This is a genomic window from Synechococcus sp. R5-12 (genome assembly GCF_047502655.1).
Taxonomy (GTDB): domain Bacteria; phylum Cyanobacteriota; class Cyanobacteriia; order Thermostichales; family Thermostichaceae; genus Thermostichus.
On the sequence record NZ_JANSIM010000111.1, the window covers coordinates 1 to 21,121 of the forward strand.

General features: G+C 54.3%; 21 protein-coding genes and 1 tRNA gene. 11 read left to right on the forward strand and 11 right to left on the reverse strand.

Features of this window, described 5'->3' with window-relative positions:
• Positions 1 to 58: 58 nt before the first annotated feature.
• The gene (locus tag NW843_RS06820; protein WP_414373641.1) at positions 59 to 454 is read right to left on the reverse strand and encodes a DUF4346 domain-containing protein; all 396 of its coding nucleotides are present in this window, start codon (positions 452 to 454) and stop codon (positions 59 to 61) included.
• 197 nt (positions 455 to 651) lie between these two features.
• Positions 652 to 1,284, reverse strand: a complete 633-nt coding sequence (locus tag NW843_RS06825; RefSeq protein ID WP_414330041.1) for a DUF4384 domain-containing protein — start codon at positions 1,282 to 1,284, stop codon at positions 652 to 654.
• 237 nt (positions 1,285 to 1,521) lie between these two features.
• Here NW843_RS06825 and NW843_RS06830 point away from each other — a divergent pair, with 237 nt between their 5' ends.
• Entirely contained in the window at positions 1,522 to 1,992 is a 471-nt protein-coding gene (locus NW843_RS06830; protein WP_414522485.1) for a tetratricopeptide repeat protein, read from the forward strand.
• On the opposite strand, the gene NW843_RS06835 is transcribed toward NW843_RS06830, so the two are convergent.
• On the reverse strand, positions 1,931 to 2,452 hold the full coding sequence (locus NW843_RS06835) for a TerB family tellurite resistance protein (RefSeq protein WP_414522486.1): 522 nt from the start codon (positions 2,450 to 2,452) through the stop codon (positions 1,931 to 1,933). The two genes, NW843_RS06830 and NW843_RS06835, sit on opposite strands and share 62 nt — an antisense overlap.
• Positions 2,453 to 2,700: 248 nt before the next feature.
• Between NW843_RS06835 and NW843_RS06840 the strand changes: the two genes are divergently transcribed.
• The 5 genes from NW843_RS06840 (at position 2,701) to NW843_RS06860 (ending at position 7,210) form a co-directional block, all read left to right on the forward strand.
• Positions 2,701 to 2,785, forward strand: a tRNA-Ser gene (locus NW843_RS06840).
• Between the two features lie 70 nt (positions 2,786 to 2,855).
• On the forward strand, positions 2,856 to 3,050 hold the full coding sequence (locus tag NW843_RS06845; RefSeq protein WP_011433320.1) for a hypothetical protein: 195 nt from the start codon (positions 2,856 to 2,858) through the stop codon (positions 3,048 to 3,050).
• Between the two features lie 145 nt (positions 3,051 to 3,195).
• Entirely contained in the window at positions 3,196 to 6,276 is a 3,081-nt protein-coding gene (locus NW843_RS06850) for an anti-phage-associated DUF499 domain-containing protein (protein ID WP_414522487.1), read from the forward strand.
• Positions 6,273 to 6,950, forward strand: coding sequence for an anti-phage-associated DUF3780 domain-containing protein (locus NW843_RS06855; protein ID WP_414522488.1), 678 nt, complete (start codon positions 6,273 to 6,275; stop codon positions 6,948 to 6,950). The genes NW843_RS06850 and NW843_RS06855 overlap by 4 nt, the downstream gene beginning before the upstream one ends.
• A 38-nt stretch (positions 6,951 to 6,988) precedes the next feature.
• Entirely contained in the window at positions 6,989 to 7,210 is a 222-nt protein-coding gene (locus NW843_RS06860) for a hypothetical protein (protein ID WP_011433323.1), read from the forward strand.
• 77 nt (positions 7,211 to 7,287) lie between these two features.
• Here NW843_RS06860 and NW843_RS06865 read toward each other — a convergent pair whose 3' ends face one another.
• Together NW843_RS06865 and NW843_RS06870 are read right to left on the reverse strand one after the other, a co-directional pair.
• Complete coding sequence (locus NW843_RS06865; RefSeq protein ID WP_414398900.1) at positions 7,288 to 7,641, reverse strand: DUF5615 family PIN-like protein; 354 nt, start codon at positions 7,639 to 7,641, stop codon at positions 7,288 to 7,290.
• Positions 7,641 to 7,880, reverse strand: a complete 240-nt coding sequence (locus NW843_RS06870; protein WP_011433325.1) for a DUF433 domain-containing protein — start codon at positions 7,878 to 7,880, stop codon at positions 7,641 to 7,643. Before NW843_RS06870 ends, NW843_RS06865 begins: the two co-directional genes overlap by 1 nt.
• 52 nt (positions 7,881 to 7,932) lie before the next feature.
• Between NW843_RS06870 and NW843_RS06875 the strand changes: the two genes are divergently transcribed.
• Entirely contained in the window at positions 7,933 to 10,719 is a 2,787-nt protein-coding gene (locus NW843_RS06875; RefSeq protein ID WP_414522489.1) for an anti-phage-associated DUF1156 domain-containing protein, read from the forward strand.
• A 21-nt stretch (positions 10,720 to 10,740) separates the two neighbouring features.
• On the opposite strand, the gene NW843_RS06880 is transcribed toward NW843_RS06875, so the two are convergent.
• Together NW843_RS06880 and NW843_RS06885 are read right to left on the reverse strand one after the other, a co-directional pair.
• A complete protein-coding gene (locus NW843_RS06880) occupies positions 10,741 to 11,190 on the reverse strand; it encodes a HEPN domain-containing protein (RefSeq protein WP_414357408.1) in 450 nt (149 codons plus the stop codon).
• A complete protein-coding gene (locus tag NW843_RS06885; protein WP_414357407.1) occupies positions 11,150 to 11,665 on the reverse strand; it encodes a nucleotidyltransferase domain-containing protein in 516 nt (171 codons plus the stop codon). The genes NW843_RS06880 and NW843_RS06885 overlap by 41 nt, the downstream gene beginning before the upstream one ends.
• A 102-nt stretch (positions 11,666 to 11,767) precedes the next feature.
• Between NW843_RS06885 and NW843_RS06890 the strand changes: the two genes are divergently transcribed.
• On the forward strand, positions 11,768 to 14,479 hold the full coding sequence (locus tag NW843_RS06890; protein WP_011433328.1) for a phospholipase D-like domain-containing anti-phage protein: 2,712 nt from the start codon (positions 11,768 to 11,770) through the stop codon (positions 14,477 to 14,479).
• A 94-nt stretch (positions 14,480 to 14,573) separates the two neighbouring features.
• On the opposite strand, the gene NW843_RS06895 is transcribed toward NW843_RS06890, so the two are convergent.
• Positions 14,574 to 15,188, reverse strand: coding sequence for a Uma2 family endonuclease (locus NW843_RS06895; RefSeq protein ID WP_414357405.1), 615 nt, complete (start codon positions 15,186 to 15,188; stop codon positions 14,574 to 14,576).
• Between the two features lie 194 nt (positions 15,189 to 15,382).
• Positions 15,383 to 15,997 (reverse strand): Uma2 family endonuclease, encoded by a 615-nt coding sequence (locus NW843_RS06900; RefSeq protein WP_414522491.1) that lies wholly within the window; start codon positions 15,995 to 15,997, stop codon positions 15,383 to 15,385.
• 365 nt (positions 15,998 to 16,362) lie between these two features.
• Here NW843_RS06900 and NW843_RS06905 point away from each other — a divergent pair, with 365 nt between their 5' ends.
• The 3 genes from NW843_RS06905 to rsmD are packed head-to-tail and all read left to right on the forward strand — an operon-like array spanning position 16,363 to position 18,618.
• On the forward strand, positions 16,363 to 17,130 hold the full coding sequence (locus NW843_RS06905) for a HEAT repeat domain-containing protein (protein ID WP_414522492.1): 768 nt from the start codon (positions 16,363 to 16,365) through the stop codon (positions 17,128 to 17,130).
• 39 nt (positions 17,131 to 17,169) lie between these two features.
• Positions 17,170 to 18,057 carry a Sll0314/Alr1548 family TPR repeat-containing protein gene (locus tag NW843_RS06910; protein ID WP_414522493.1) on the forward strand — a complete coding sequence of 296 codons (888 nt, stop codon included), beginning with the start codon at positions 17,170 to 17,172 and terminating at the stop codon, positions 18,055 to 18,057.
• 9 nt (positions 18,058 to 18,066) lie between these two features.
• Complete coding sequence (rsmD, locus tag NW843_RS06915) at positions 18,067 to 18,618, forward strand: 16S rRNA (guanine(966)-N(2))-methyltransferase RsmD (RefSeq protein ID WP_414522494.1); 552 nt, start codon at positions 18,067 to 18,069, stop codon at positions 18,616 to 18,618.
• Here rsmD and NW843_RS06920 read toward each other — a convergent pair.
• Positions 18,615 to 19,235, reverse strand: coding sequence for a hypothetical protein (locus tag NW843_RS06920; protein ID WP_414350843.1), 621 nt, complete (start codon positions 19,233 to 19,235; stop codon positions 18,615 to 18,617). The two genes, rsmD and NW843_RS06920, sit on opposite strands and share 4 nt — an antisense overlap.
• Before the next feature lie 45 nt (positions 19,236 to 19,280).
• Entirely contained in the window at positions 19,281 to 20,822 is a 1,542-nt protein-coding gene (gene glgA, locus NW843_RS06925; protein ID WP_414413590.1) for a glycogen synthase GlgA, read from the reverse strand.
• Between the last annotated feature and the right edge of the window lie 299 nt (positions 20,823 to 21,121).

The window sequence follows — 21,121 nt, forward strand, 5'->3', positions numbered from 1 at the left end:
CCTGCGGCTATGGTGCGGGCCTCCAGCCCGAAAATTTGGTGAGCTTTCTGGGAAGGGATCAGTCTTGGATGTACTCCTCGCCAGAGATCAGGGCAGCTTCGGCTTTTTGAAACTCCCTTCCCAAGTAGGCCGCATGGCTGAGCTGGGAGACCACTCTCTCCTGCTCCTTTTCAAAGATCTGTACACACAGTTCTTTGGCCGTGCGCCCAACGTACACCCGTTCAGGGGATCGGTTGACGGGGCCCTTGGCCGGGATCACAGCTCCTGTCTCCGGATCGGTGGCCAGCCCCCGCTCGTTGATGACGGTGCTGTAGTACTTGGCGCAAATGAGGTTCTGCTCCCGATCCAAGTAGATGACGAAATAGCCCGCCGGATCCAGATCCAGGGGGCGGCGGGAGAGATGGTCGTCAATACTGCGAATCTGCTCGCTCAGGGGATTGGAGGAAGGGGACATAGAACGGCCGACCAAAACCGCACAGGAGGAACGTAGCCGGGACTACTTTTGGCTGCTCTCATTGTGGCAGATGAACCCAATCTTTGGGCAGCCTTTGGGGTGGTTGACTTCCTTCCCAGCTTGAACGGTGGGGCTGGTCATATACCCGATGAAGGGGATCCTGTGCGGGCCATCCACCTGAGGTCTCAGAGCTTGGATTAGCGCGGGGCAACCCGATAGAATCGGGTGGCCGTCACCCACTGGTCGGAAGGGATCCCCTCGACAATGATGGCGCGGGCAATGGCATTGCCCAGTTGGGATCCCCGCACCCGCACGTCGGCAAAGGAGCCACTCTGCTCAAAAGAGGCAATCTCCTGGAAGTTCAGCGGACGGGGGGATGCCACCGCCAACACCTGGGCTTGGCCGAAGGGTGGAGCGATGGTCAACCGATAGCTGGCCCCTGGCGGCGGGAAGGTGCGCACTTCTCCGGCCCGCAGAAACTCGTTGCCACCGGAAAAGCGGTTGGGCAAAATCAGATGGGTACGGCCATCGGCTTGGATGCTGAACAGGTAAACGTAGGCATCGCGGTTGGTGCTCAGGGTAATGGCAATCGGCTCGCCAGGCCGGTAGATGGGGTTAGACCCGTGCCGATCCAGCTCCAGATTCACCCGCAGGTCGGAAGGAACGGGGTTGACAATGATGGAGCGGGTGCCAACATCCAACTGACGAGTATCGGCCAGTTGCAGCCTTTGTAAAGGAGGGTAGATGCCTAGGGTTTGCGGAAAAACAGCGGTGGTCGGAGCCACAGACAGCCCCAAAGCCAGCGGTAGGAAAAGCAGTTTGGCATTCATGGTTCACACCCAATCAATGGCTATGTTCATCCTAGGAAGGGGCGCAGGTTATGCGGGTCAGGCTTTGCGCAATCTCCAATCTCTTGCCGCGGCAGTTTCTCCTGCTGCAGATGGCACCCCCAAGAGGGAAAAGACGGTAAACCAGCGGGGGCACGGCTCTGTTCTCGGTACCTGGGATGGGAATTGGGAGCCACCGGTTTGGCAAGGGTTAATCTACAGGTAAGGGATCCCTTCCTCATGCCAGCTTCCCAGTCAACCCCCAACTTGCTCATGGCTCACGACAGCTACCAAGAAGGCATCGCAGCGGTACAAGCGGGCGATTTCCAGGCTGCCATCCAAGCGTTTCGCCAGGCGGTTGCTGCCGATCCAACCCATACCGAAGCTCGTTACAAGCTGGCCTGGGTACTGGGTATGAGCGGCTATCTGGATCCGGCCCTGGCAGAGCTGGAAGCCGTTTTGGCGGCAGATCCCAACCATGTGGCAGCCCATTACAATCGAGGGGCCCTCCTCTTGCAAAAGGCCCAACTGGAAGCAGATGAGGACGGACAAATCGATCTGGCCGTTCTACAGCAGGCAGAAGCAGCCTTTCAAACGGTAATGCGCTTGGATCCCACCGACCAACGGGCCTTTGCCTTCCTCAATTTGGTCAAGCGGGCCATTCGCAACCATCAGGCGTCCACTCAGGTCTCCGGCGGCAGTGGCGGGTAAACCCCTGCACCAAGGCTTCAATCGGCGCAATGCTGGGATCCCCCAGCTCAGCCTCTGCTTCTTGAGAGACCTGTCGCACCACTTCCGGTGACAGTTGCAGCTTTTCCACCAACTGCCGAAAAGCATCCAGCTCTTCCAGATTCACCACGGGCTCCTCCGGGCTGCGAGCGCTGGCGGCAATCACCAGGTAGCCCAACTTGAGGATGAGACGCTTCTCGGCCTCATCGCCGATTTTCGACAGCACCTCCTCCAACGGGACTTGCTGCACTAGGTACTGGCGGATCTCTTGCGCCAAGCTGGCCCGCTGGTCGGGATCCGAAGCAAAATGCTGAGAGAGTTGCTGGGCGATGAGTTCTACTTCCGCAGCCTCTAGCGCACCATCAGACCAGGCCATCGCAGTGACGGCTCGCAGCAGATTCATCTGCTTGGGAGTAATGCCGGGCGGGGGTGGAGTGGGCATATATCCTCCTGGGGTGGCTTATCTGCCAGTGTAGAAGGGGATCCTGGACCCTTCTGGTTAAGTTTGGTATCTGCTCGATGGCTGCTGGCTTTGGCTCAAGTCAAGATAGGTGCCGCCTACCCGGTCGAAGGGGGGCTTTTGCCGAGGGGATCCGATAAGTCTGTGGAGGTTGTGGTCGGCTGGTGATTGCACAGCCTGAAGCCCGTTGCGTAGCATAAATGAATAAAGTCTGGGGATCCCGGCAATTTGGAGAGGTGTCCGAGCGGTTTAAGGAAGCAGTCTTGAAAACTGCCGTGGTTCACGCCACCGTGGGTTCGAATCCCACCCTCTCCGTTTATCTTGAGGTAAAGCCCAACGGGTCGAAGCTACAGAGATTCACTGGCCCAGAGGGGGAGCTATCCACATGACCATCCTTGATTTATCGACCTTGACCACTCAACAGCTCAAAGACATAGCTTGGCAGTTGCGGGGCACTCCCGCAGTGGAGCCCATCTATCGGGAACTGGGATCCCGACCCAAGAGCATAGTGATTGCACCTGAAGATCCCCAGTGGACAGAAAAGGTTAACCAAATCCTCACAGAGGGATCCCCATCCTGACCGTCGCATCCCAAACAAGGCGGGACATGAATATCGAACAGCCGCCCTTGCCTGCCTGTGTCAGCTCTGCTAAATACTAAACACCCCCCACAGTTCCTTTAGTTGAAGAGAGGGTCACCATCTTGGGTAGCAGGAGCTAGCCGCAATGATTCCCACCGTCAAAGACGTTTGTCAAATTCATCCTATGGCCTTGAACTACGCCATAGTTGAGCAAATTGAAAATCTGTCGAATGTTATCGAGCATACAGCAGAGGATGCCCGGGCATTCTTCGCCAAAAACCACATTACCCGCGGGATGGATCTGTTGCTGCGTCAGGGGCTCAAACGGCTGGCAGGTCGCTCCGACCAAGCGGTGTTTGAACTCAAACAGGCGATGGGGGGTGGTAAAACCCACTCCATGATTGCCCTAGGGTTGCTGGCGCGGGATGCCGCTTTGCGTGCCGAGGTTGTGCCAGACATCACTCAAGATGCTCCTTTTGCCGACGCTAAACTGGTTGCCATCAATGGACGCCTCAAGTTCGAGCAACGGTTTATTTGGGGAGAGATTGCCCGGCAACTGGGGAAAGAAGAGGCTTTTGTCAAATTTTGGCAGCACGGAGCAGATGCCCCCAGTGAGCAGGATTGGATTGATTTAATTGGAGATGAACCCACCCTCATTCTATTGGACGAGCTGCCGCCCTACTTCGACTACGCCATTACCCGCATGGTGGGCGGAGGTACATTGGCGCAAGTGACAACCTACGCCCTATCGAACCTGCTGAGTGCCGCCTTGAAGTTAAAGCGCTGCTGCATTGTCATTTCCAACCTATCCGGCAGCTACGAAGGAGCCTCACGGGAACTGCAAAAAGCAATCGGTAACTTCGCTCAAGAAACCAACCGCCAAGCGCGATCCATCACACCGGTAGACCTGGGCACATCGGAAATTTACGACATTCTCCGCAAGCGGCTATTTAGCTCCCTGCCCAATGTACAAACCATTGATGCAGTTGCTTCTGCCTACGCAAAAGTGCTGGGAGATGCAGCCAGAGCCAAATCAATTGCCAAAACTGCCGAACAAATTGCCGCCGAAATTCATGCTTCTTACCCTTTCCATCCTTCGGTTAAGCACATCATTGCCCTATTTAAGGAAAACGAAAGCTACCGTCAAACTCGCGGCTTGATGCAGTTTGTTTCAAAAATAATCCAGTCGGTATGGAAGCGTCCCAGCAACGATGTCTACCTGATCGGTTGCCAGCATCTGAACCTCAACATCCCAGATGTGCGGGAAGAGATCAACAAAATCAGCAATCTACAGGGAGCGATTGCCCACGATATTGCGGCCAATGGCACTGCTGTCGCTGAACTGGTGGATCAAAAACTGGGCCATGATGCTGCCAGTCAGATTGCTGCCCTGCTGTTGACTGCCTCTCTGTCTGAATCAGTTGATGCCGTGAAAGGCTTTACCGAGGGGCAATTTTTGGAATACCTAGTAGCTCCTCAGCGGAATGTCAGCGAATTTCAGGATGCTTTTCAAGCGTTCCGTGCCAACGCCTGGTACCTGCACCGCAAAGAAAACGATGCTTGGTACTTTTCCAACATCGAGAACCTGCGTAAGCGCATTGATAGCCGTGCCCGCAACGCTCCCCAGCCGAAAATTGATGCGGAAATGAAGCGGCGGCTGGAAGAAATTTTCCGACCCCAACGGCGGATTGCCTATCAAGAGGTGCAAGCCCTGCCCAAAATTGATGAGATTCGCCTCAATGGCCCGCGGGTGTGCCTGGTACTCAGCCCAGACAGCAAAACACCCCCAGAAGAGGCCCAGCAGTTTTGGGAAAGTGTTCCCGAGAAGAACAACTTTTGTGTGGTTACCGGAGATGGCTCCAATCTGGCCAGCCTAGAAGACAAAACCCGTCGTTTGTGGGCCGTTGCCCGAGTACTGGAAGAAACCGGTGGAGACAAATCCCCCCACAAAGCAGAACTGGAGGAAGAGGCCGAACAAGCCGCCTACGACTTTAACGCCACTGTGGTCAGCCTGTTCAATCGGGTCTATTACCCCATCAAGGGCAAACTGACTCCTACCAAGCTCTCCATGACCTTTACGGGCAATACCTTCCATGCTGAAGAGCAGATCGAAAAAGCCCTATCCGATGTCGGTGCATCCAAGCTGTATGTCGATGTGGAAGCCAATGCCGAGGCGTTGCTGTCGCGAGCAGAAGACCTGTTGTGGCCAGCAGGGGGAGAGCGGCGTATCCCTTGGCGAGACGTGGTTTCCCGCACCATCACCAACGAGCGCTGGCCCTGGTTGCCCCCCAAAGGAATGGATACCCTGCGGCAGATAGCCGTCAGCCAAGGTCGCTGGCGGTACACCGAAGATGGATACATCGAAAAGGGGCCCTTTCCGCCCCCCCGCACATCCGTAGCCATCACCCAGCGAGAATACGATGACCGCACCGGTACGGCTACCTTGGAAATTCTGCCTCGAGATGCGGGCAAAAATGGCCGTGTTCACTACGACTACGCGCCCAATGTGGATGCCAACAGCCCTGTGGTGCCCGATACGATCTGGACAACCAATGACACTGCCCTGTGGTTTGTCGCCATTGACCCGGATGGCCGGCACGAGACAGGGGATGTCTATGCTTGGAAGAATACGCTGACCCTCACCCACCAGCCTCGTATTGGCGGCGGCAAGCGCACCGTAGAGCTAACCGTGAAACCCCGTGGTCAAATTCGCTGGAACACCACGGGCATTAACCCACGGGAAGGCACCCTCTACACTGGCCCCATCGAACTAGAGGGATCAGAAGCCGTTACCATCTATGCCTACGCCGAAGATCAAGGGGTGAGCACCACTCGCAACTTCACGATCCCGGCGCTCGACCAAAAAGGGCCGGTGATTGACAAAAACAAACCGGCTAAGCTGCACAAGCGCCTCAACCTGCAAGGAAATAAGGCGAGTTATACGGCCATCAATCAGAGCAAGGCTTTGGGTGTGCGACTGGCGGGTGGGATCTCCCTAACCGTGGGGGAAGGGAACCGAGCCATCACCACCCGGTTTGGAAGCGATATGGTGGTAAAAGCGGAAGACATTGAGCAGTTTATTGCGATAGCACGTCAGGCTTTGGGCAATGAGACGGCAGAGGTGAGTCTGCGCTTGGACGAGCTACGCTTCAGCAGCGGCCACGATTTGGAAGTCTTTTTGCATCGGTTGGAAATCAATCCTGAGCCGGGAGAGGTAGAGCAGTGAGCGATAAAAAATGGGAGACGGTGGGGTTCGGCTGTCCCAAAACCGTTGATCCCCACCACTTTGTGGTCGAAATACCTGCCGGCAGAACCGCTCCTGTGCTGATTTACGAAGTCTATGGCATCAAGGCGGGCATCAACGGACAGCCGGACATTGCGGAGCGCTGTGTTCTCAGCCGGTCTATCTGGAGCCAGATTGCTGAGGATCTCAAACAAGAGTTTAATGACCGCCTGCGGGCGAAAAAAATGAATCCGAGCCGTTGGACAACTGGCCGCAACCTCGTAGAACGTCTGCTGGGGAAGGAATTGCTGGTGCTGGCTTGGGCAGTAGAACGGGCCAAACCGGAGGCGATCCCCAATGCCATTCGCAACTGGAGAGGGCTGCGTCCAGAAGAGCGCTGGTGGCTTTACACCATGACAGCAGCGGCGACAGGGGGTGTCGATCACGGGAATATCGGTTGGCGCAAAGCCCTGCGCTATGCCCTCACAGAAAATCCCTTGACGGAACTGAGTGTGCCCACTCCGGTCAAGCGCCCATACCAGCCAGCTTGTTCCGATAGCTTGCGTAGCGAAGCCGTAGAAGCCGATCAACTCAGCCTGTTATCCTGCTTGCAAGAAGATCCCTCGCCCTTTTGGAATAGTGAAGCAACCATTGGCACGACAAAGCTAAGAGATTAAGTTTTACTAGATAAAACCGCCTATTTGGGAGAATGCAAATGATGACAGAACTGCTGGAGAAAGCGATTAGCAAGTTAAAAGCTCTACCCACAGAGGAGCAAAATGCAATTGCCAGCCTGATTCTTGATGAGCTAGAAGACGATCAGCGATGGGAAGAATCTTTTGCTTCTTCAGCGGATATGTTAGCAAAACTCGGTGCCGAGGCAATAGCCGAGTATCAAGCAGGCAAGACGGAAGAATTAAACCCCGAAACACTGTGAAATCTCGCACCACTGCCCAGTTTCGCAAGTTGTTTAACGCTCTTCCAGAGTCCATTCCAGATTTGGACAAGCTAGACTTACAAAGGACGCTGTCGCACTTGATTGCGCTCGATCACAGTAAACATCCCTTCCAGTACCAAGTTTTTATCGCCGATCAACTTTAGCAATTGCTGAGCTGGTTCTTCTGGCGTACTCGGCTGGTAACGAAAGTAAACCACAGATGCTCTTTCTCGGGAAGAATAACGAAAAATTAGTTCTCCATAATCCCGATCAAAAGTCAATATAATCCGCTTCTCTTGTGCAGCTCTAGCCAAGACCTCGAAATCTTTAGTACCTGGAGCTTCCTCTGAGAGCGATGCCACATCTAAGCCAGCATCTCGCAATAGACAGATACTTAAGCGTGGAAAATTTTCATTGACGAGAAATTGCATCAACTGACTTTATCTGAAAAACTGTAGAAGTTCATTTCACGCATACATTCTTGGATATAGCTAAACATAGCCCTAAGTGCTTCTGGAGTCAGCGTAGGGTAGTTTTCCAAAATCTGCTTTTCCGTCCAGCCTGCCGAAAATAGCCCCAAAATAAATTCCACCGATAGGCGACTTCCTCTGAAAACTGGCTTACCCAGGAGAATATCGGGATCCGAATGAATATAGTCTTCCCAGTTCACGGCTTAGGGCCCTAAGAGCTACCATGATCGATGGTATCGCCGGAGATCTCCCTTGTCCATCATCCCCCTTGCTTGGAAAGATAAGCCGAGTTTGATCGAGCGGCTCTTGCCTGCCCAAAAAATCAGCGCCGAAGCCCAAAAGGAACGCAAAGCTGGGGCGGGACAAACCCTTACGGCGTTAGGGAGCTATTGGAAAGGGCGCAAACCCCTGATCCTGGCCAAAGCCTGTGTGTTGGGGGCATTGCTACCTGCAACGGATAACCCCGAAGCCGATCTGGAAGTGTTTGAATTGTTGATGGGCATTGCTGACAGCAGTTTGGAACGCCGTCTGAAATCGCAACGGGATAAACCCAAATTGGCGCAACGCTCTTACCTGGAAAAACTGGAACTCTGCAAACGCCCGGAAGAATGCGACGATGCCACCCTCTACGGCCCCATCTGGGAACGGGTGAATCGGCATTTGGGCACCGATGCCCGTAGCTTTCCGGAATTGGTGGAGCAACTGGGGATCTTGCGGTTTGGCCATCGCCCGCGGGTGGGAGATACCTTCTGCGGCAGCGGCCAAATCCCCTTTGAAGCGGCCCGGCTGGGCTGCGATGTCTATGCCAGCGACCTCAACCCCATCGCCTGCATGCTCACCTGGGGCGCGCTGAACATCGTGGGAGCCGATGCCGCCACCCGCCAAGCAATCGAACAAGCCCAAAAAGAAGTGGCAGAAGCAGTGGATCGGGAAATTACCGCCCTGGGCATCGAACACGACGAACAGGGCAACCGCGCCAAAGCCTATTTGTATTGCTTAGAAACCCGTTGCCCCCATACGGGCTGGATGGTGCCAATGGCTCCCAGTTGGGTGATCAGCAAAACCCGCAATGTGGTGGCGAAGTTAATCCCCAATTACGACCAAAAACGCTTTGAAATTGAAATTGTCACGGGAGTGAGCGAAGCGGAAATGACCGCCGCCGCCAAAGGCACCGTGCAAAAGGGCGATTTGGTGTACGTGCTGGATGGGGAAGAATACCGCACGCCGATCAAAACCATTCGCGGCGATTACCGCCTGCCCGATGGCACCACCGGCAACAAACTGCGCCGTTGGGAAAAGCACGATTTTATGCCTCGCCCCGACGATATTTTTCAGGAACGGCTGTATTGCATTCAGTGGATCACCGCCGAAACATTGGGCAAGAGCCGTCAAGAAACCTTTTTCGCCAGCGTCACCCCCGCCGACCTAGAACGAGAGCGCAAAGTAGAGCAAATCGTTAGAGAAAACCTCGCCGCTTGGCAAGAAGCTGGACTGGTTCCCGATATGCCGATTGAACCTGGATACAATACAAGTCAGCCAATTTGGGAGCGGGGCTGGACTTATTGGCATCATTTGTTTAACGCACGGCAGTTATTGATAGCGAGGCTAATTAAAGCATATTCAATTCCATCAAATTTTATACTGTTTTCATATCTGCTGAATTATTTCTCGAGATTATGTTTTCGGGATGTATCAAGAGATAATATACAGGACACTTTTTACAATCAAGCTCTCAATACAATCTGGAACTATGGTTGTAGGGCTACGGTATTAGTGATAAAGTTTTTAGTCATGGATTTTCCTTCTTCTATTTGCCTGCATGAAAAAACTACTCTATGTGAAAGTGCTTTATACACGAGTTCCTATAACCATATTTTCATCACCGATCCCCCCTATGCCGATGCAATTCATTACCACGAAATCACCGAGTTTTTTATTGCGTGGTTGCGAAAGAATCCGCCCAAAGAATTTGCCGATTGGGTGTGGGACAGTCGGCGGGCGTTGGCCATTCAGGGCAAAGGCGAAAAGTTTCGGCAGGACATGATTGCCGCCTATACTGCCTTGGCAAACCACATGCCCGACAACGGCTTACAAATTGTGATGTTCACCCATCAGGATGCCGAAGTATGGTCGGATATGGCCAGCATCATGTGGGGGGCGGGCTTGCAAGTTACAGCCGCTTGGTACATTGCCACCGAAACCACTTCCGAACTCAAAAAAGGCGGGTATGTGCAGGGTACGGTGTTGCTGGTGGCCCGCAAGCGCTTGCAAGATACTTCTGCCTATCGGGATGAACTGGTAGAAGAAGTGCGGCAAGAAGTTGCCCATCAGATTGAAACCATGGTGGGGCTAAATCAAAGCACTCAAGGCAAGGGGCGCACCGAAAACCTGTTTGAAGATGCCGATTTGCAAATGGCAGGTTATGCGGCAGCGTTGCGGGTATTGACGGGCTACCGGCGCATTGATGGACAGGATATGGTGGCAGCAGCCCTGCGCCCCCGACCCAAAGGCGAAAGAGATATCGTTCGGGAAATTATTGATTATGCCGTGCAGGTTGCCAATGAGCATCTTGTACCTGAAGGCATCGCGCAGGGGGTGTGGGAGGGGTGCTGTGGTGCAGAGCGCTTTTATCTGAAAATGATGGAGCTAGAAGCCGTAGGGCTAAAGAAACTCGACAATTACCAGAACTTTGCCAAGGCATTTCGCGTCAGCGATTATAGAGAATTGATGGCATCTCAACAACCCAACAATGCCCGCCTCAAAAATGCCATAGATTTTAAGAAGAGCGGCTTTGAGGGAGAATTTGGGCGTTCAGCACTGCGAGCCGTTTTGTTTGCTCTCTACGAACTGCAGAAAGAGGCGGATAGCGATGAGGTGATGGAACACCTGCGGTCTTTGGTGCCCAACTACCACATGCGCCGGGATGATTTGGTGGCTTTTTGTCAATACATTGCCCGCAAGCGAGAACACCGCTACCCAGAAGAGTCCTCAGCCGCCGGGATCTTGCTCGCCCTTATCAGAAATGAACGCTTGGGTTGAAGAAGAAGTTATAGGATTAACTCACTCACAAGTTGTATTGCCAGGGCTTCCTTCAAGCTCAGCATCTGAGTTAAAGTATTTCTCAACAATCGACTTTATTTGGTTAACATAAGCTATAGCCTTGTCCGCATTTTTTTGTTTGTAGTATTCCAAGGGGACAATATCTACAGCTCCATAAAAAGCCAACTCCCTATCTTTGCGCATCTCAAATGATATGTTTTCCAGCAAGGCTATTTCCTCGTCAGAAAGCTCTGGGAACCGTTCTCTATTTTCTGCTACTTGGCCACCAGGGTCATGGGTTTTGCCGTAGTTTATTCCCTTAATGATTAGGCAAGCTTTGATGAATAACTCAATGATTTCTTGGCACATCCGAACTACATCAGCGTAATCGCCAACCTCATAGAAGAATGACAACGCTTGGATGCGATAATTAGCCCTTTGATAGTAGTCTCTTGCTAATTTCTTTCTCATCGTTATTCACCCAATAGGGGATCCCCCGGCATACTTTATACGTAATTAAACTGTCACAGATGAGTTGATTGACTATATCCCTGATCTGCGTGATGCAGTTCTGCTTTTCATAGATGATGTGGTGGTTGGTAGCCACTTCATAAGTCAAGCTGGCTGGCCTGCATAGCTCTGTGGGCTTTAGCAAGATAAAGTTTATCTCCAAGCCAAGAAGTTTTTCTAGATCCCTGCAGGTAGGAAGCAGTAAGTCATCTCTGCTTCTGCAATCGGGTATATTCTCTGCAATTACTAATAAATCGAGGTCAGAGCCGTGAACCCATGAATTATTGGCGCGGGATCCATAGACAACAATAGCCCACAGATCCGAGCCAAAGACGGATTGAATTTTCTCTTGAATAAGCCGCGCTTGTGCTTCGGATATTCCTATGCTGCGCTTCTCTCTGCCCTGAAAGCCTGCAGACTCTTGTACGGTTGACATGGCTACCTTGCGCTGATCAGCTTATTCTGCAAAGACGCTGCTTGCGCCTTCGGCTGCTCATTTTAAGGCTAGAGTATTGTTACGATTTTACCCCAGCCCGCCATGTCCAGCACTTCTTTCCTACGCCGTTTCAGTTCCCGCCAGCAGCGGCTCAGCCATGTCTTTCTCAAAGATCGCCTGGCAAAGGCACGCACCTACAAGCGCATTGCTGGGTACTTTCGCTCTTCTATTTTTGAATTGGTGACTGAAGAGATTACACACATCGAGCAGGTGCAGATCGTCTGTAACAGCGACTTGGATCCCTGGGATATTGCCATCGGCAAAGCTTCCCGCCAGGCCAGAGAAATGGCGCTCAAAGAAAAATGGAACGAAGAGAAAGGAGAATTGATCACCAGCCTATTACAGCGCCCCCGCTACCGTCAACTTTACGAAATCCTCAAAAGCGGCAAAGTGGAAGTGCGAGTGGTGTCAGCCGCAGATGCCCCCTTTCTCCACGGCAAAGCAGGTGTTATTGAGGCAAGAGATGGCACCAAATCTGCTTTTATCGGCAGCCTCAACGAAACGCGGCAGGGATGGCAAGAGCATTACGAAATTGTCTGGGAAGACCAGTCGCCAGAAGGGGTTGCTTGGGTCGAAGCGGAGTTTCAGTACCTGTGGGAACGGAGTGTTCCTCTGCCAGAAGCGATTGTGGAAGAGGTGGGGCGATTATCTCGCAAGGTAGAGGTATTTCTTCAAGACTTGCAACCTGTCGATGTTCCTGGAGCCGCATTGGTGGAAGCCCCTCTCTATCGCCGGGGTGAGGTTCTCAAACCATGGCAGCAGTCGTTTGTGGAAATGTTCCTGGAACACCGAGAGCTGTATGGTGCAGTGCGACTCATTCTGGCAGATGAAGTGGGGCTGGGTAAAACCTTGTCTTTGGCGGTTGCGGCGATGGTGGCGTGCCTTTTGGAAGATGGGCCAGCCTTAATTCTTTGTCCGGCTACCCTCTGCCAGCAGTGGCAAGTGGAACTCAAAGATAAACTGGGCATTCCCTCTGCTGTGTGGCTCTCCAACCGCAAGGTATGGCAAGATGCCAATGGGCACATCATCAAAACCAAGGGTGCTGAAGGTATTGGCCGTTGCCCCTATCAAATTGGTATTGTTTCTACGGGTCTCATCTTTCACAATGCCCCCGAAGCCCAATGCCTTTTGGAACGACGCTTTGGCACGATTGTCCTGGATGAGGCCCACCGCGCCCGCTGTACCCGTGGTGTCACGGTAAGGGATCCCAAACCCAACAATCTCTTGGACTTTATGGGCAAGGCGGCCACCCAGTCCAAGCACGTCCTTTTGGGCACAGCCACCCCCATCCAAACCCATGTTGAGGAACTGTGGGATCTGCTGGGAGTGCTCAACAGCGGTGCCGAGCATGTGTTGGGACGACGGCATCAGCAGTTGTGGCAGCAGACGCAAAGGATCCTGCCCATCTTGACAGGACAACAAGCAGTGACCGACGAGCATTTTGCCTGGAATTTGCTCCGCAATCCTCTGCCGCCATCTGTTGAGGATCCCTTGTTTGACCACATCCGCAGCGATCTGAAGCTCTTCAAAGGTCAACACTTCACAGATAAGCCCCTGACGGAATTGGAGGACTTCACCCGCCAAGAACTGCGAGATGCCCTGGAAGAGCGCCAACAGGGGCTGACTTTTTTCCAGCGACACAACCCAATTCTGCGCCATACCGTATTGCGAAAACGCTCTACCTTGGAAGAATTGGGCTTGCTTGAGCGGATTGCCGTCGATATTTGGCCGAGCGAGGGAGAGCAATTGCCCATGTTCTGTGGGCTGGGTTTGCTCACTTCTCCCGAATTTGATGTGGCCTATGAAGCTGCCCAAGATTTTGCTAGGGCTTTGAGACAGCGTACCCAATCCGCTGGGTTTATGAAAAGCATCATGCAAAGCCGGATCTGCTCCAGTATTGCCAGCGGCCTATCTACGGCTCAGAAACTACTGGAAAAGCGGCGTTTTTTTGAGGAGGACGGAGAAGAAGATTGGCTGTTAGACAACCTTCCAGAGATTTTAGAGGCAGAATATGCCCATTTGGAGCGCATTGTTAGCGTCTTGAGCCAAAAGAGCACGGATCCCAAACTCGATGCCGTCCTCTATTTCCTACAGGAACGACACTGGCTGGACTTGGGATGCATCATTTTCAGCCAGTATTTTGATACCGCCCATTGGGTGGCCAACAACCTGAGCCAACGTCTGCCTCAAGAAAGTGTGGCTCTCTATGCAGGCGCCCACAAGTCGGGTTTGTTTTTTGCCGGAGAATGGCGGAGCGCAGAGCGGGAAGATATCAAGAGAGCCGTGCGAGAGCGTACCATTCGGCTGGTGGTGGCCACCGATGCTGCTTGTGAAGGTCTGAATCTCCAAACTTTGGGCACGCTGATCAACATTGATCTCCCTTGGAATCCTTCCCGCCTAGAGCAGCGCATCGGGCGGATCAAGCGCTTTGGTCAGACCCGCGACCGTGTGGACATGCTCAACCTGGTGTACCACGGTACCCACGACGAAAAGGTATACGAGGTGCTTTCTCAGCGGATGAAAGATCGCTACGACTTGTTCGGTTCTTTGCCCGATACTATCGAAGATGAGTGGATTGAGAATATCGAAACTCTGGAGGCCAAATTGCAGGAGTTTACAGAGCGCAAGAAACAGGCCAACGCTTTTGAGCTGCGCTACGCAAGCACAGTTGAACCCAAAGGCCCAAGATGGGAGACCTGCGAAAAGGTGTTGTCCCGTCGGGATATTGTGGAACGTCTTTCAGAAGGGTGGTAGCCATATATCAGCCAATTCGATATGCTTCTGCCAATGGGCTGGAAAAAGTTGCCTCTGACCACGAGTTAATACGGGCGGAAGTGCCTTGACCATGCTAGGCTCCAGCCCGAAAAATCTGCTCAGCCGTGAGGTTTAATTCAGGGAAAACTTTAGAGCGAATCCGGTCATTGCCCCGAAATAATTGCGCCTGATATTCCTCATTGACCAGTTGGAAAACCGAGATTGTGGGAACCTTCGGCTCGCCAATGTACCGACGACCCCCCAACGCTTGGTAGTCAACGATCCAGTATTCGGCAATACCTAACGTCTCGTAGTCACTCAGCTTATGCCAGTAGTCATCTCGCCAGTTGTTGCTGGTAATTTCAATGACAAGAGGAATAGAGGTTCCGTGGATGAGCGTCGAGGATTTCTGCCACAGGGGTTCTCTGGCCAAGGCGGTACGGTCAATCACCACCCCATCAGGAGCGTAGGCAGTATCGCCTTCCGGCGCCTTGATCAAGGTGTCCCGACCTAGAAAATAGTTGAGGTTGCACCTGCGGATTTCTAATGCCAATTCGATGGCAAGAAAACCACTGATTTCATCATGTTTCCCTGTGGGTTGCATCTCAACCGCAACTCCGTTGTGTAGTTCGTATCGTCTGTTAGGTTTCCACTCCAGAAACTCAGCAAAAGTCATTGGCTTAGAAGACACAGCATAGGTAGCAGTCATAGTTTTTCCTCCCTTGAATGAGTTAAAACGCCCTAGATACTTCTGCAAACATTGTCGCCCATCTCATCCTTTAATAGTCTTTTATGGCATAGCCGTGTAACCCTAGCCAGAGCCGGATGTAGATATCTAGCAGAATCACTTCAGGCATTCCCAACTTGCCTCATCTACGTTTCAAGTGGGGGAGTAGGTTCTTGTCAGGAGCGTGTTGCATTTGAATCTTGCTCTAATTCAATATCACCGTAAATGTCTGACAGGGAAAAAGTGATGTTGACAGATGGCAGCGTAACAACATCATCCAGGGCATGGTAGTCCCTGAAGATCCACTCGACATTTCCCTGGCGGCGGTAGTGTTCTACACTGATTCGAGCTTGGTCAATTAGCAGATACTCCTGTAAAGTTGGGAGAGAGCGATAGGCAGCAAACTTCGCTCCTCTATCGTAGCTTTCGGTGGCAGGCGAGAGCACTTCCACAATTAAGATAGGGTTAGTGACAGTATCCTTGCGCCCTTCTTTAAGCTGAACTGGGTTTTGGATCACCATACCATCGGGATAGACATATTGTTCGAAGGCAGGTATGTAAAGTCTGAGATCACTAGAAAAAACGGAAAAACCCTTGCCTCTTAGCTTAAGCCAAAGTAGGGCATTGACACTGGTAATCAGTTGGCTATGAATGGGTGTGCCGCCAGTTATCTCAATAATTTCCCCATTGCAAAATTCACGGCGGATCCCGCCTGTGGCCTCTGATTCAGCTTCCAGGGCAAAGTATTCCTCTGAAGTGTGGGTTTTACGGGGAGTGAGGGCAGTGGTCATGGCATCTCCTCAGGCAGCGGCAGAATGGATCAAGCGGTCAGCCGGGTGTCGGGAAGCTGGACGCGGTAGCCTTTGAGTTCTCTCGGTTGCGAAGCGGTGCATAGCACTCACACAAGCGCGGTCAACCTCTCTGCGTCCTTCGTCGGCCTCTCTACACTGAGAAGCATCCTGCGATTCTAGGGTAAAGACCGGTGGTGGGGAGCTGACGCTTTTGTTATCCTGTCGCATAAGCTCCCCCTCTGGGATCCCAGGGGAAAGTGGGCCAACCTTGCCTGACGCTAGATTAGATGCCAGCACAGGCCACATGATGTCGTGTCAGCAGGACTTGGTTCTCATTGGCAGGCTTGGAGAGAGGACGTGACCTGATGTTTACTTGGCTCTGGACGAAACAATTTTCTCGCTTGAATCAAAGGCTACAGAGCCTAGAGGTAGCCCGCGAGGAAAACCTTCTGTCTCCCGATCTGAGCGCTCAAACTCTGCAGGTGGCCCCCGACTTTTGGGAACGGCAGCACCAAGCCTTTGTCTATGTGGATAAGCAAATGCGGAGGCTCAGCCGTCGCAGCAAGATTTGGGGAGGAATGGCGCTGCTGGCCATTCTGGCCGATGCGGCTTTGATAGTGGCAGGTCTGGCAGCGTTCCAGTCTTGGCAGCAGGTGCAGGCGGATCGCCAATTAACTCGCATTGCCCAACAGGTTGCGGCTGTCGATCCTGTGCAGCAAGCTTTTGATGATCTGGTGGCTCAATTGCCCCAGATGAGCGGGGCAGAGCGATCTCGTGCCCTAGAGGCGTTGCAGGCTCTCTCGGCCATCTCGATGGCCTATGGCGGCTACTCCTCCGACGGTTCTGCGGGCATTTCCATGTACAGCTCTGTTTTCCCAGCGGCAGCAACCCCTCTGGAGGCTCAACTGCAAACCATTTACCGGTTGGGGCAAATGCGGGTGGTGGAGGCGGTGCCGGCTTTGCTGACCAAGCTTGCGGACGATGAACCGGTGGTGCGGGAGGCGGCGGCCCGTGCCCTCGGCCAAATCGGGGATCCGCGCGCCTTGGATCCCTTGCACGATCTTCTGGCCTATGAGCCCAATGAGTTGGTTCAAGATGCCGCTATTGCTTCGATTGCCCAACTGCTGCGCTGAAGAGAGGGTTAGATGGGGGTGGGAGTTGAGGCACTGGGGATGAGTATCGGCAAAATGAGCAGGCTGGGCAAACTGCTGGGGGTGATTTGTTGGGTGTGGGGATCCGCTCTGCCCGTTTGGGCGCAGGATCCCTTCCGCAGCGGGGACAATGCCCGCCCCATCAGGCCGGAGGTGGCGGCAGCTTTTGAAGAGTTCTTCTGTGCAGGCCGCTACAGCCAGAGCCGGGAAAAACTGGCAATGGCCAAGAAGGCCTCCCCCGAAGAGCCGATGGTCTATGCCCTGTTGGCAGCGCTGGCCTATCAGGAAGGAGATCTGGAAGCGTTTGCCCGGTTGGCTACCCAAACCCGACAGGTGGCTGCCGAGCTGAAAAAGACGGATCCCTTGCGTGGCAACCTTTACGAGGGTGTGGGCTACGGGCTAGAGGCAGCCAACATTGTGGTGCGAGATGGGGTGGTCATCGGTTTGCCCAAGGCTCTGCCCACCCTCAATCAATTGTTTGCCTCCATCCGGGCCGCCCAGGCAGTGGACAGCAGCGATCCGGAGCTCAATCTGCTCAACGGCTACATGGATTTGCTGCTGACCTACCGGGAGAAGGCTCTGAATCAGTTTCGGATGGCAGCGCCTGACTATCTGTCCTACCGCGGCCAAGCTCTGGCCTACCGGGATATGAAGCGCTTTGACGAGGCATTGGAGGCGGTGGATCGGGCCATTGCTGCTTCCTGCAACAACCCGGAGCTCTATTACCTCAAGGCGCAAATTTTGGTTTCCAAAGGGCAAGACCGAGAGGCCGTCCCCCTTTTCGATCAAGCCCTGCAAGCTTCTGCCCAACTGCCCCAACCTTTGGTGGAGCAAATCCAGATGGAGCGGGATCGCGCCGCCCAGCGCAGTGGGTTGACCGGCCAGTTGCCGGCCACACCTAGCCCCTGAAGGGATCCCATGAGCCTGCGCATCAGCGGCAAACGAGCGCTGCAAACTCCCACTGGCTTGGGCACCCGACCCACCCCTGGCCGGGTGAGGCAGGCCTTGTTCAACATCTTGCAAGGGCAGGTGGAAGGCTGTCGCTGGCTGGATCTGTGCTGTGGGGCCGGTACGGTGGGAGCAGAAGCTCTGTGTCAGGGGGCCGCTTTTGTGGCCGGGATCGAGATTGCCGCCCCTGCCTGCCGCATCATCCGAGCCAACTGGGCCAAGGTGGCGCAGCCGGGGCAATCTTTCCAGGTCATTCAGGGGGATGCCCGCAAGCTGCTCAGCCGCGGCCTGAACTTGGAGCCATTTGATTACGTGTACTTTGCTCCTCCCTACGAGGCCGGTCTGTACGCCCCGCTCCTGCCCCTGATCCCGCCCTTGCTCAAGCCAGGCGGAACCTTGATCGTCGAGCATCGCAGCGGCCAGAAGCTACCAGACCAGGTGGGATCCCTGCTGCGCTTTGACCAACGAACCTATGGGCAAACGGCGCTGGCTTTCTATCGCAATCTGGAAGAGCAGCTCTAGCTGGGAAAGGGGGTGCTGACAAAGCCGATTTCCAAGAGCTGCTGATAGGCTTGGGTGCCCAGCTCGCGGGTTGGGCCCTGGCTGTTGATGACCTGGATCAGCCAGCCCACAGCCTCTTCCGGTCGCCCGGCGGCGCGATAGACCACGGCCAAATCGTAGGCGGCTTGATCCCGGGCTTGGGCGGCAACACGGGCCAGCTCCCGCTGTTCTTCGGAGATGCGGTTTTGGATCCCGGCGAAGGCGCGGGAGAGATCTTGGTGGTAGTTGGAGCGCTGGTTGTAGGCGTTGAACACCTGCTGCAGCAGCTCGACAGCCTGGTCGTAGTTTTGCGCTTGGATGGCGGCATTGGCTTCGGCGGCCAGTTGTTCGGCTCGCAATGCGCTGAGGGCGCTGCTGGGCTGCTCTAGGGCGCGAAACTGCTGCGGATTGGGAATAAGCTGTTGCCCGGTGGGGAGCTGCTGAGCAGTGGCCCAGAAGGTGGAGCCCATGCCCAGGACAAGGCCGAGCAGTACGCCGAAAACCAACCGCGCCCAAGAACGGCGCAGAAGGCTAAGCCCCTGTGCGATGGCGTCCTGGCGACAGCCTTGGGAAGCAACAGTAGGACGTCGTCCAATCATGTGCGGGTAACCCCCAAAACCTTTTTTGACCCGTTCCACTCTACCCTACTCCTCGTGCCTTTGCTGCAGCTCAGGGATCCCTTTGGAGCGAGGCTGGGAGGAGATGGGCTTCTTGAGCTTGGGCGGAGAGGAGCTGGGCGAGTTGGGTGGCTCTGGAGGCTTTTCCGGCAGCAGCGGTAGGTTGAGAATCAGCTCATACATGCGCAGGTATTCCAGCGCTGAGCGGTGCCAACTGAAATCACTGGCCATGCCCCGCTTCTGCAGCGCTTGCCAGGTTTCTTTGTGCTGGAAGGCTTCCCAAGCCCGCGCCAGACAGGTGTAGAAGTCCAGGGCTTCGTAGCGGTCAAAGCAGTAGCCGGTGCCGATCCCCTTGCTGGGGATGTGGTGGCTGACGGTATCCACCAGCCCTCCCGTGCGGCGGACAATGGGCACACACCCATAGCGCATGGCGATCATTTGGCTGATGCCGCAGGGCTCAAAGCGGCTGGGCATCAAAAACGCATCTGCCCCCCCGTAGATCAACTGGGCCAGCTTGGGTTGGTAGCCTTTTTGGTAGGCCATTTTGCCCGGGTGCCGCTCGGCCATCTCCCGGATCCGCCCTTCGTAGTAGGCTTCGCCGCTGCCTCCCAGCAAAACAAATTGCGCGTCGCTGTAGGCCAAAAAGCGATCCAAGGCTTGGATGAGCAAGTCGATCCCTTTTTGCTCCACCAAACGGGCCACCATGCCCATCAGGAAGGTATCTGGGTTAACGGTCAAGCCCAACTTGGCCTGTAGCGTGGCTTTGTTGGTCGCCCGCCCGCTGAGATCATCGATGCTGAAATTGGCCTCTAGGTCTGGGTCGGTGCGGGGATCAAATCTGTCGATGTCGATCCCATTCAAAATTCCTCGCAACCGTTCCCCTTTCCAGGCCAACAAGTCCTGCAGTCCTTCCCCATGCAGAGGGGTGCGAATCTCCATCGCGTAGGTGGGCGAGACGGTATTCACTTGGTCGGCATAGAGGATCCCGGCAGCCATGGTGTTGTGGGCAGAAAAATACCAGGGCAGCCAGGTCATGCGCTCCAGTTGCCAGCGCCAGGGCCCTTGGTAGGCCAGGTTGTGGATGGTGAACACCGTGCCAATATCGGGAGCTTGGTGCATCCAGGCCGGGATCATGCCGGTGTGCCAATCGTGGCAGTGGATGATGTTGGGTTTCCAGGGGTAGTAAGTCCAGGCAAATTCGGCTACGGCGTTGGCAAAAAAGGTGAAGCGCCAGAACTCGTCCTCGCCGTAGTAGATGCGGTGGGGAGCAAAGCAGTAGTGGCTGACCAAGTAGAGGGGCACATCGGTGCCGGGCAAAACGCTTTCGTAAATATCGGCCACCTGACCCATAACCTGTTTAGACCAGATGGGATCTTTCGAGCGGGGGTATTGCCCCGGTTCCTGGCCGAACTTGTCCCAGAGAAAGCCATACAGAGGCATGATGATGCGGACATCCTGACCCAGCTTGCGCAAAACGACAGGCAGGGATCCCACCACATCCGCCATGCCCCCCACCTTGGCCAAAGGTGCTGCCTCTGCCGCTGCGAACAAAATCCTGGCTTGAACCACGCTGCCCTCCCTGTTGTTGTGGGCTCCGCTCCACCGCCGTGAACGGATCCCGGCTCAGTTGCCCTCAGCCAAAACCCTTCCCATCCTAAAACACAAGGGATCCCTGCGCCGGATGAGCTGATGCAGCGCCTCATCTTGAGGTTATGTTGCAACTTATTGATTTTTCGTAAGATGGAAGGACAGTGCTGCTCAGAACTGTTGTGGGCGCTGCTGTATTGCACTTTATTCGTCGTCATTGTTCTGGAGAGACGTCCTATGACCATAGCGGTAGGGCGCGTGCGTCAGGAGCGAGGATGGTT

Bases quoted from the DNA above. Each gene is read 5' to 3' on its own strand.
- NW843_RS06910 (WP_414522493.1), top strand. From the start codon at position 17,170: ATGAGTATCGGCAAAATGAGCAGGCTGGGCAAACTGCTGGGGGTGATT.
- NW843_RS06820 (WP_414373641.1), bottom strand. From the start codon at position 454: ATGTCCCCTTCCTCCAATCCCCTGAGCGAGCAGATTCGCAGTATTGAC.
- NW843_RS06835 (WP_414522486.1), bottom strand. From the start codon at position 2,452: ATGCCCACTCCACCCCCGCCCGGCATTACTCCCAAGCAGATGAATCTG.
- rsmD (WP_414522494.1), top strand. From the start codon at position 18,067: ATGAGCCTGCGCATCAGCGGCAAACGAGCGCTGCAAACTCCCACTGGC.
- NW843_RS06895 (WP_414357405.1), bottom strand. From the start codon at position 15,188: ATGACTGCTACCTATGCTGTGTCTTCTAAGCCAATGACTTTTGCTGAG.
- NW843_RS06830 (WP_414522485.1), top strand. From the start codon at position 1,522: ATGCCAGCTTCCCAGTCAACCCCCAACTTGCTCATGGCTCACGACAGC.
- NW843_RS06825 (WP_414330041.1), bottom strand. From the start codon at position 1,284: ATGAATGCCAAACTGCTTTTCCTACCGCTGGCTTTGGGGCTGTCTGTG.
- NW843_RS06860 (WP_011433323.1), top strand. From the start codon at position 6,989: ATGATGACAGAACTGCTGGAGAAAGCGATTAGCAAGTTAAAAGCTCTA.
- NW843_RS06865 (WP_414398900.1), bottom strand. From the start codon at position 7,641: ATGCAATTTCTCGTCAATGAAAATTTTCCACGCTTAAGTATCTGTCTA.
- NW843_RS06880 (WP_414357408.1), bottom strand. From the start codon at position 11,190: ATGAGAAAGAAATTAGCAAGAGACTACTATCAAAGGGCTAATTATCGC.
- NW843_RS06885 (WP_414357407.1), bottom strand. From the start codon at position 11,665: ATGTCAACCGTACAAGAGTCTGCAGGCTTTCAGGGCAGAGAGAAGCGC.
- NW843_RS06890 (WP_011433328.1), top strand. From the start codon at position 11,768: ATGTCCAGCACTTCTTTCCTACGCCGTTTCAGTTCCCGCCAGCAGCGG.
- NW843_RS06850 (WP_414522487.1), top strand. From the start codon at position 3,196: ATGATTCCCACCGTCAAAGACGTTTGTCAAATTCATCCTATGGCCTTG.
- NW843_RS06900 (WP_414522491.1), bottom strand. From the start codon at position 15,997: ATGACCACTGCCCTCACTCCCCGTAAAACCCACACTTCAGAGGAATAC.
- NW843_RS06845 (WP_011433320.1), top strand. From the start codon at position 2,856: ATGACCATCCTTGATTTATCGACCTTGACCACTCAACAGCTCAAAGAC.
- NW843_RS06920 (WP_414350843.1), bottom strand. From the start codon at position 19,235: ATGATTGGACGACGTCCTACTGTTGCTTCCCAAGGCTGTCGCCAGGAC.
- NW843_RS06905 (WP_414522492.1), top strand. From the start codon at position 16,363: ATGTTTACTTGGCTCTGGACGAAACAATTTTCTCGCTTGAATCAAAGG.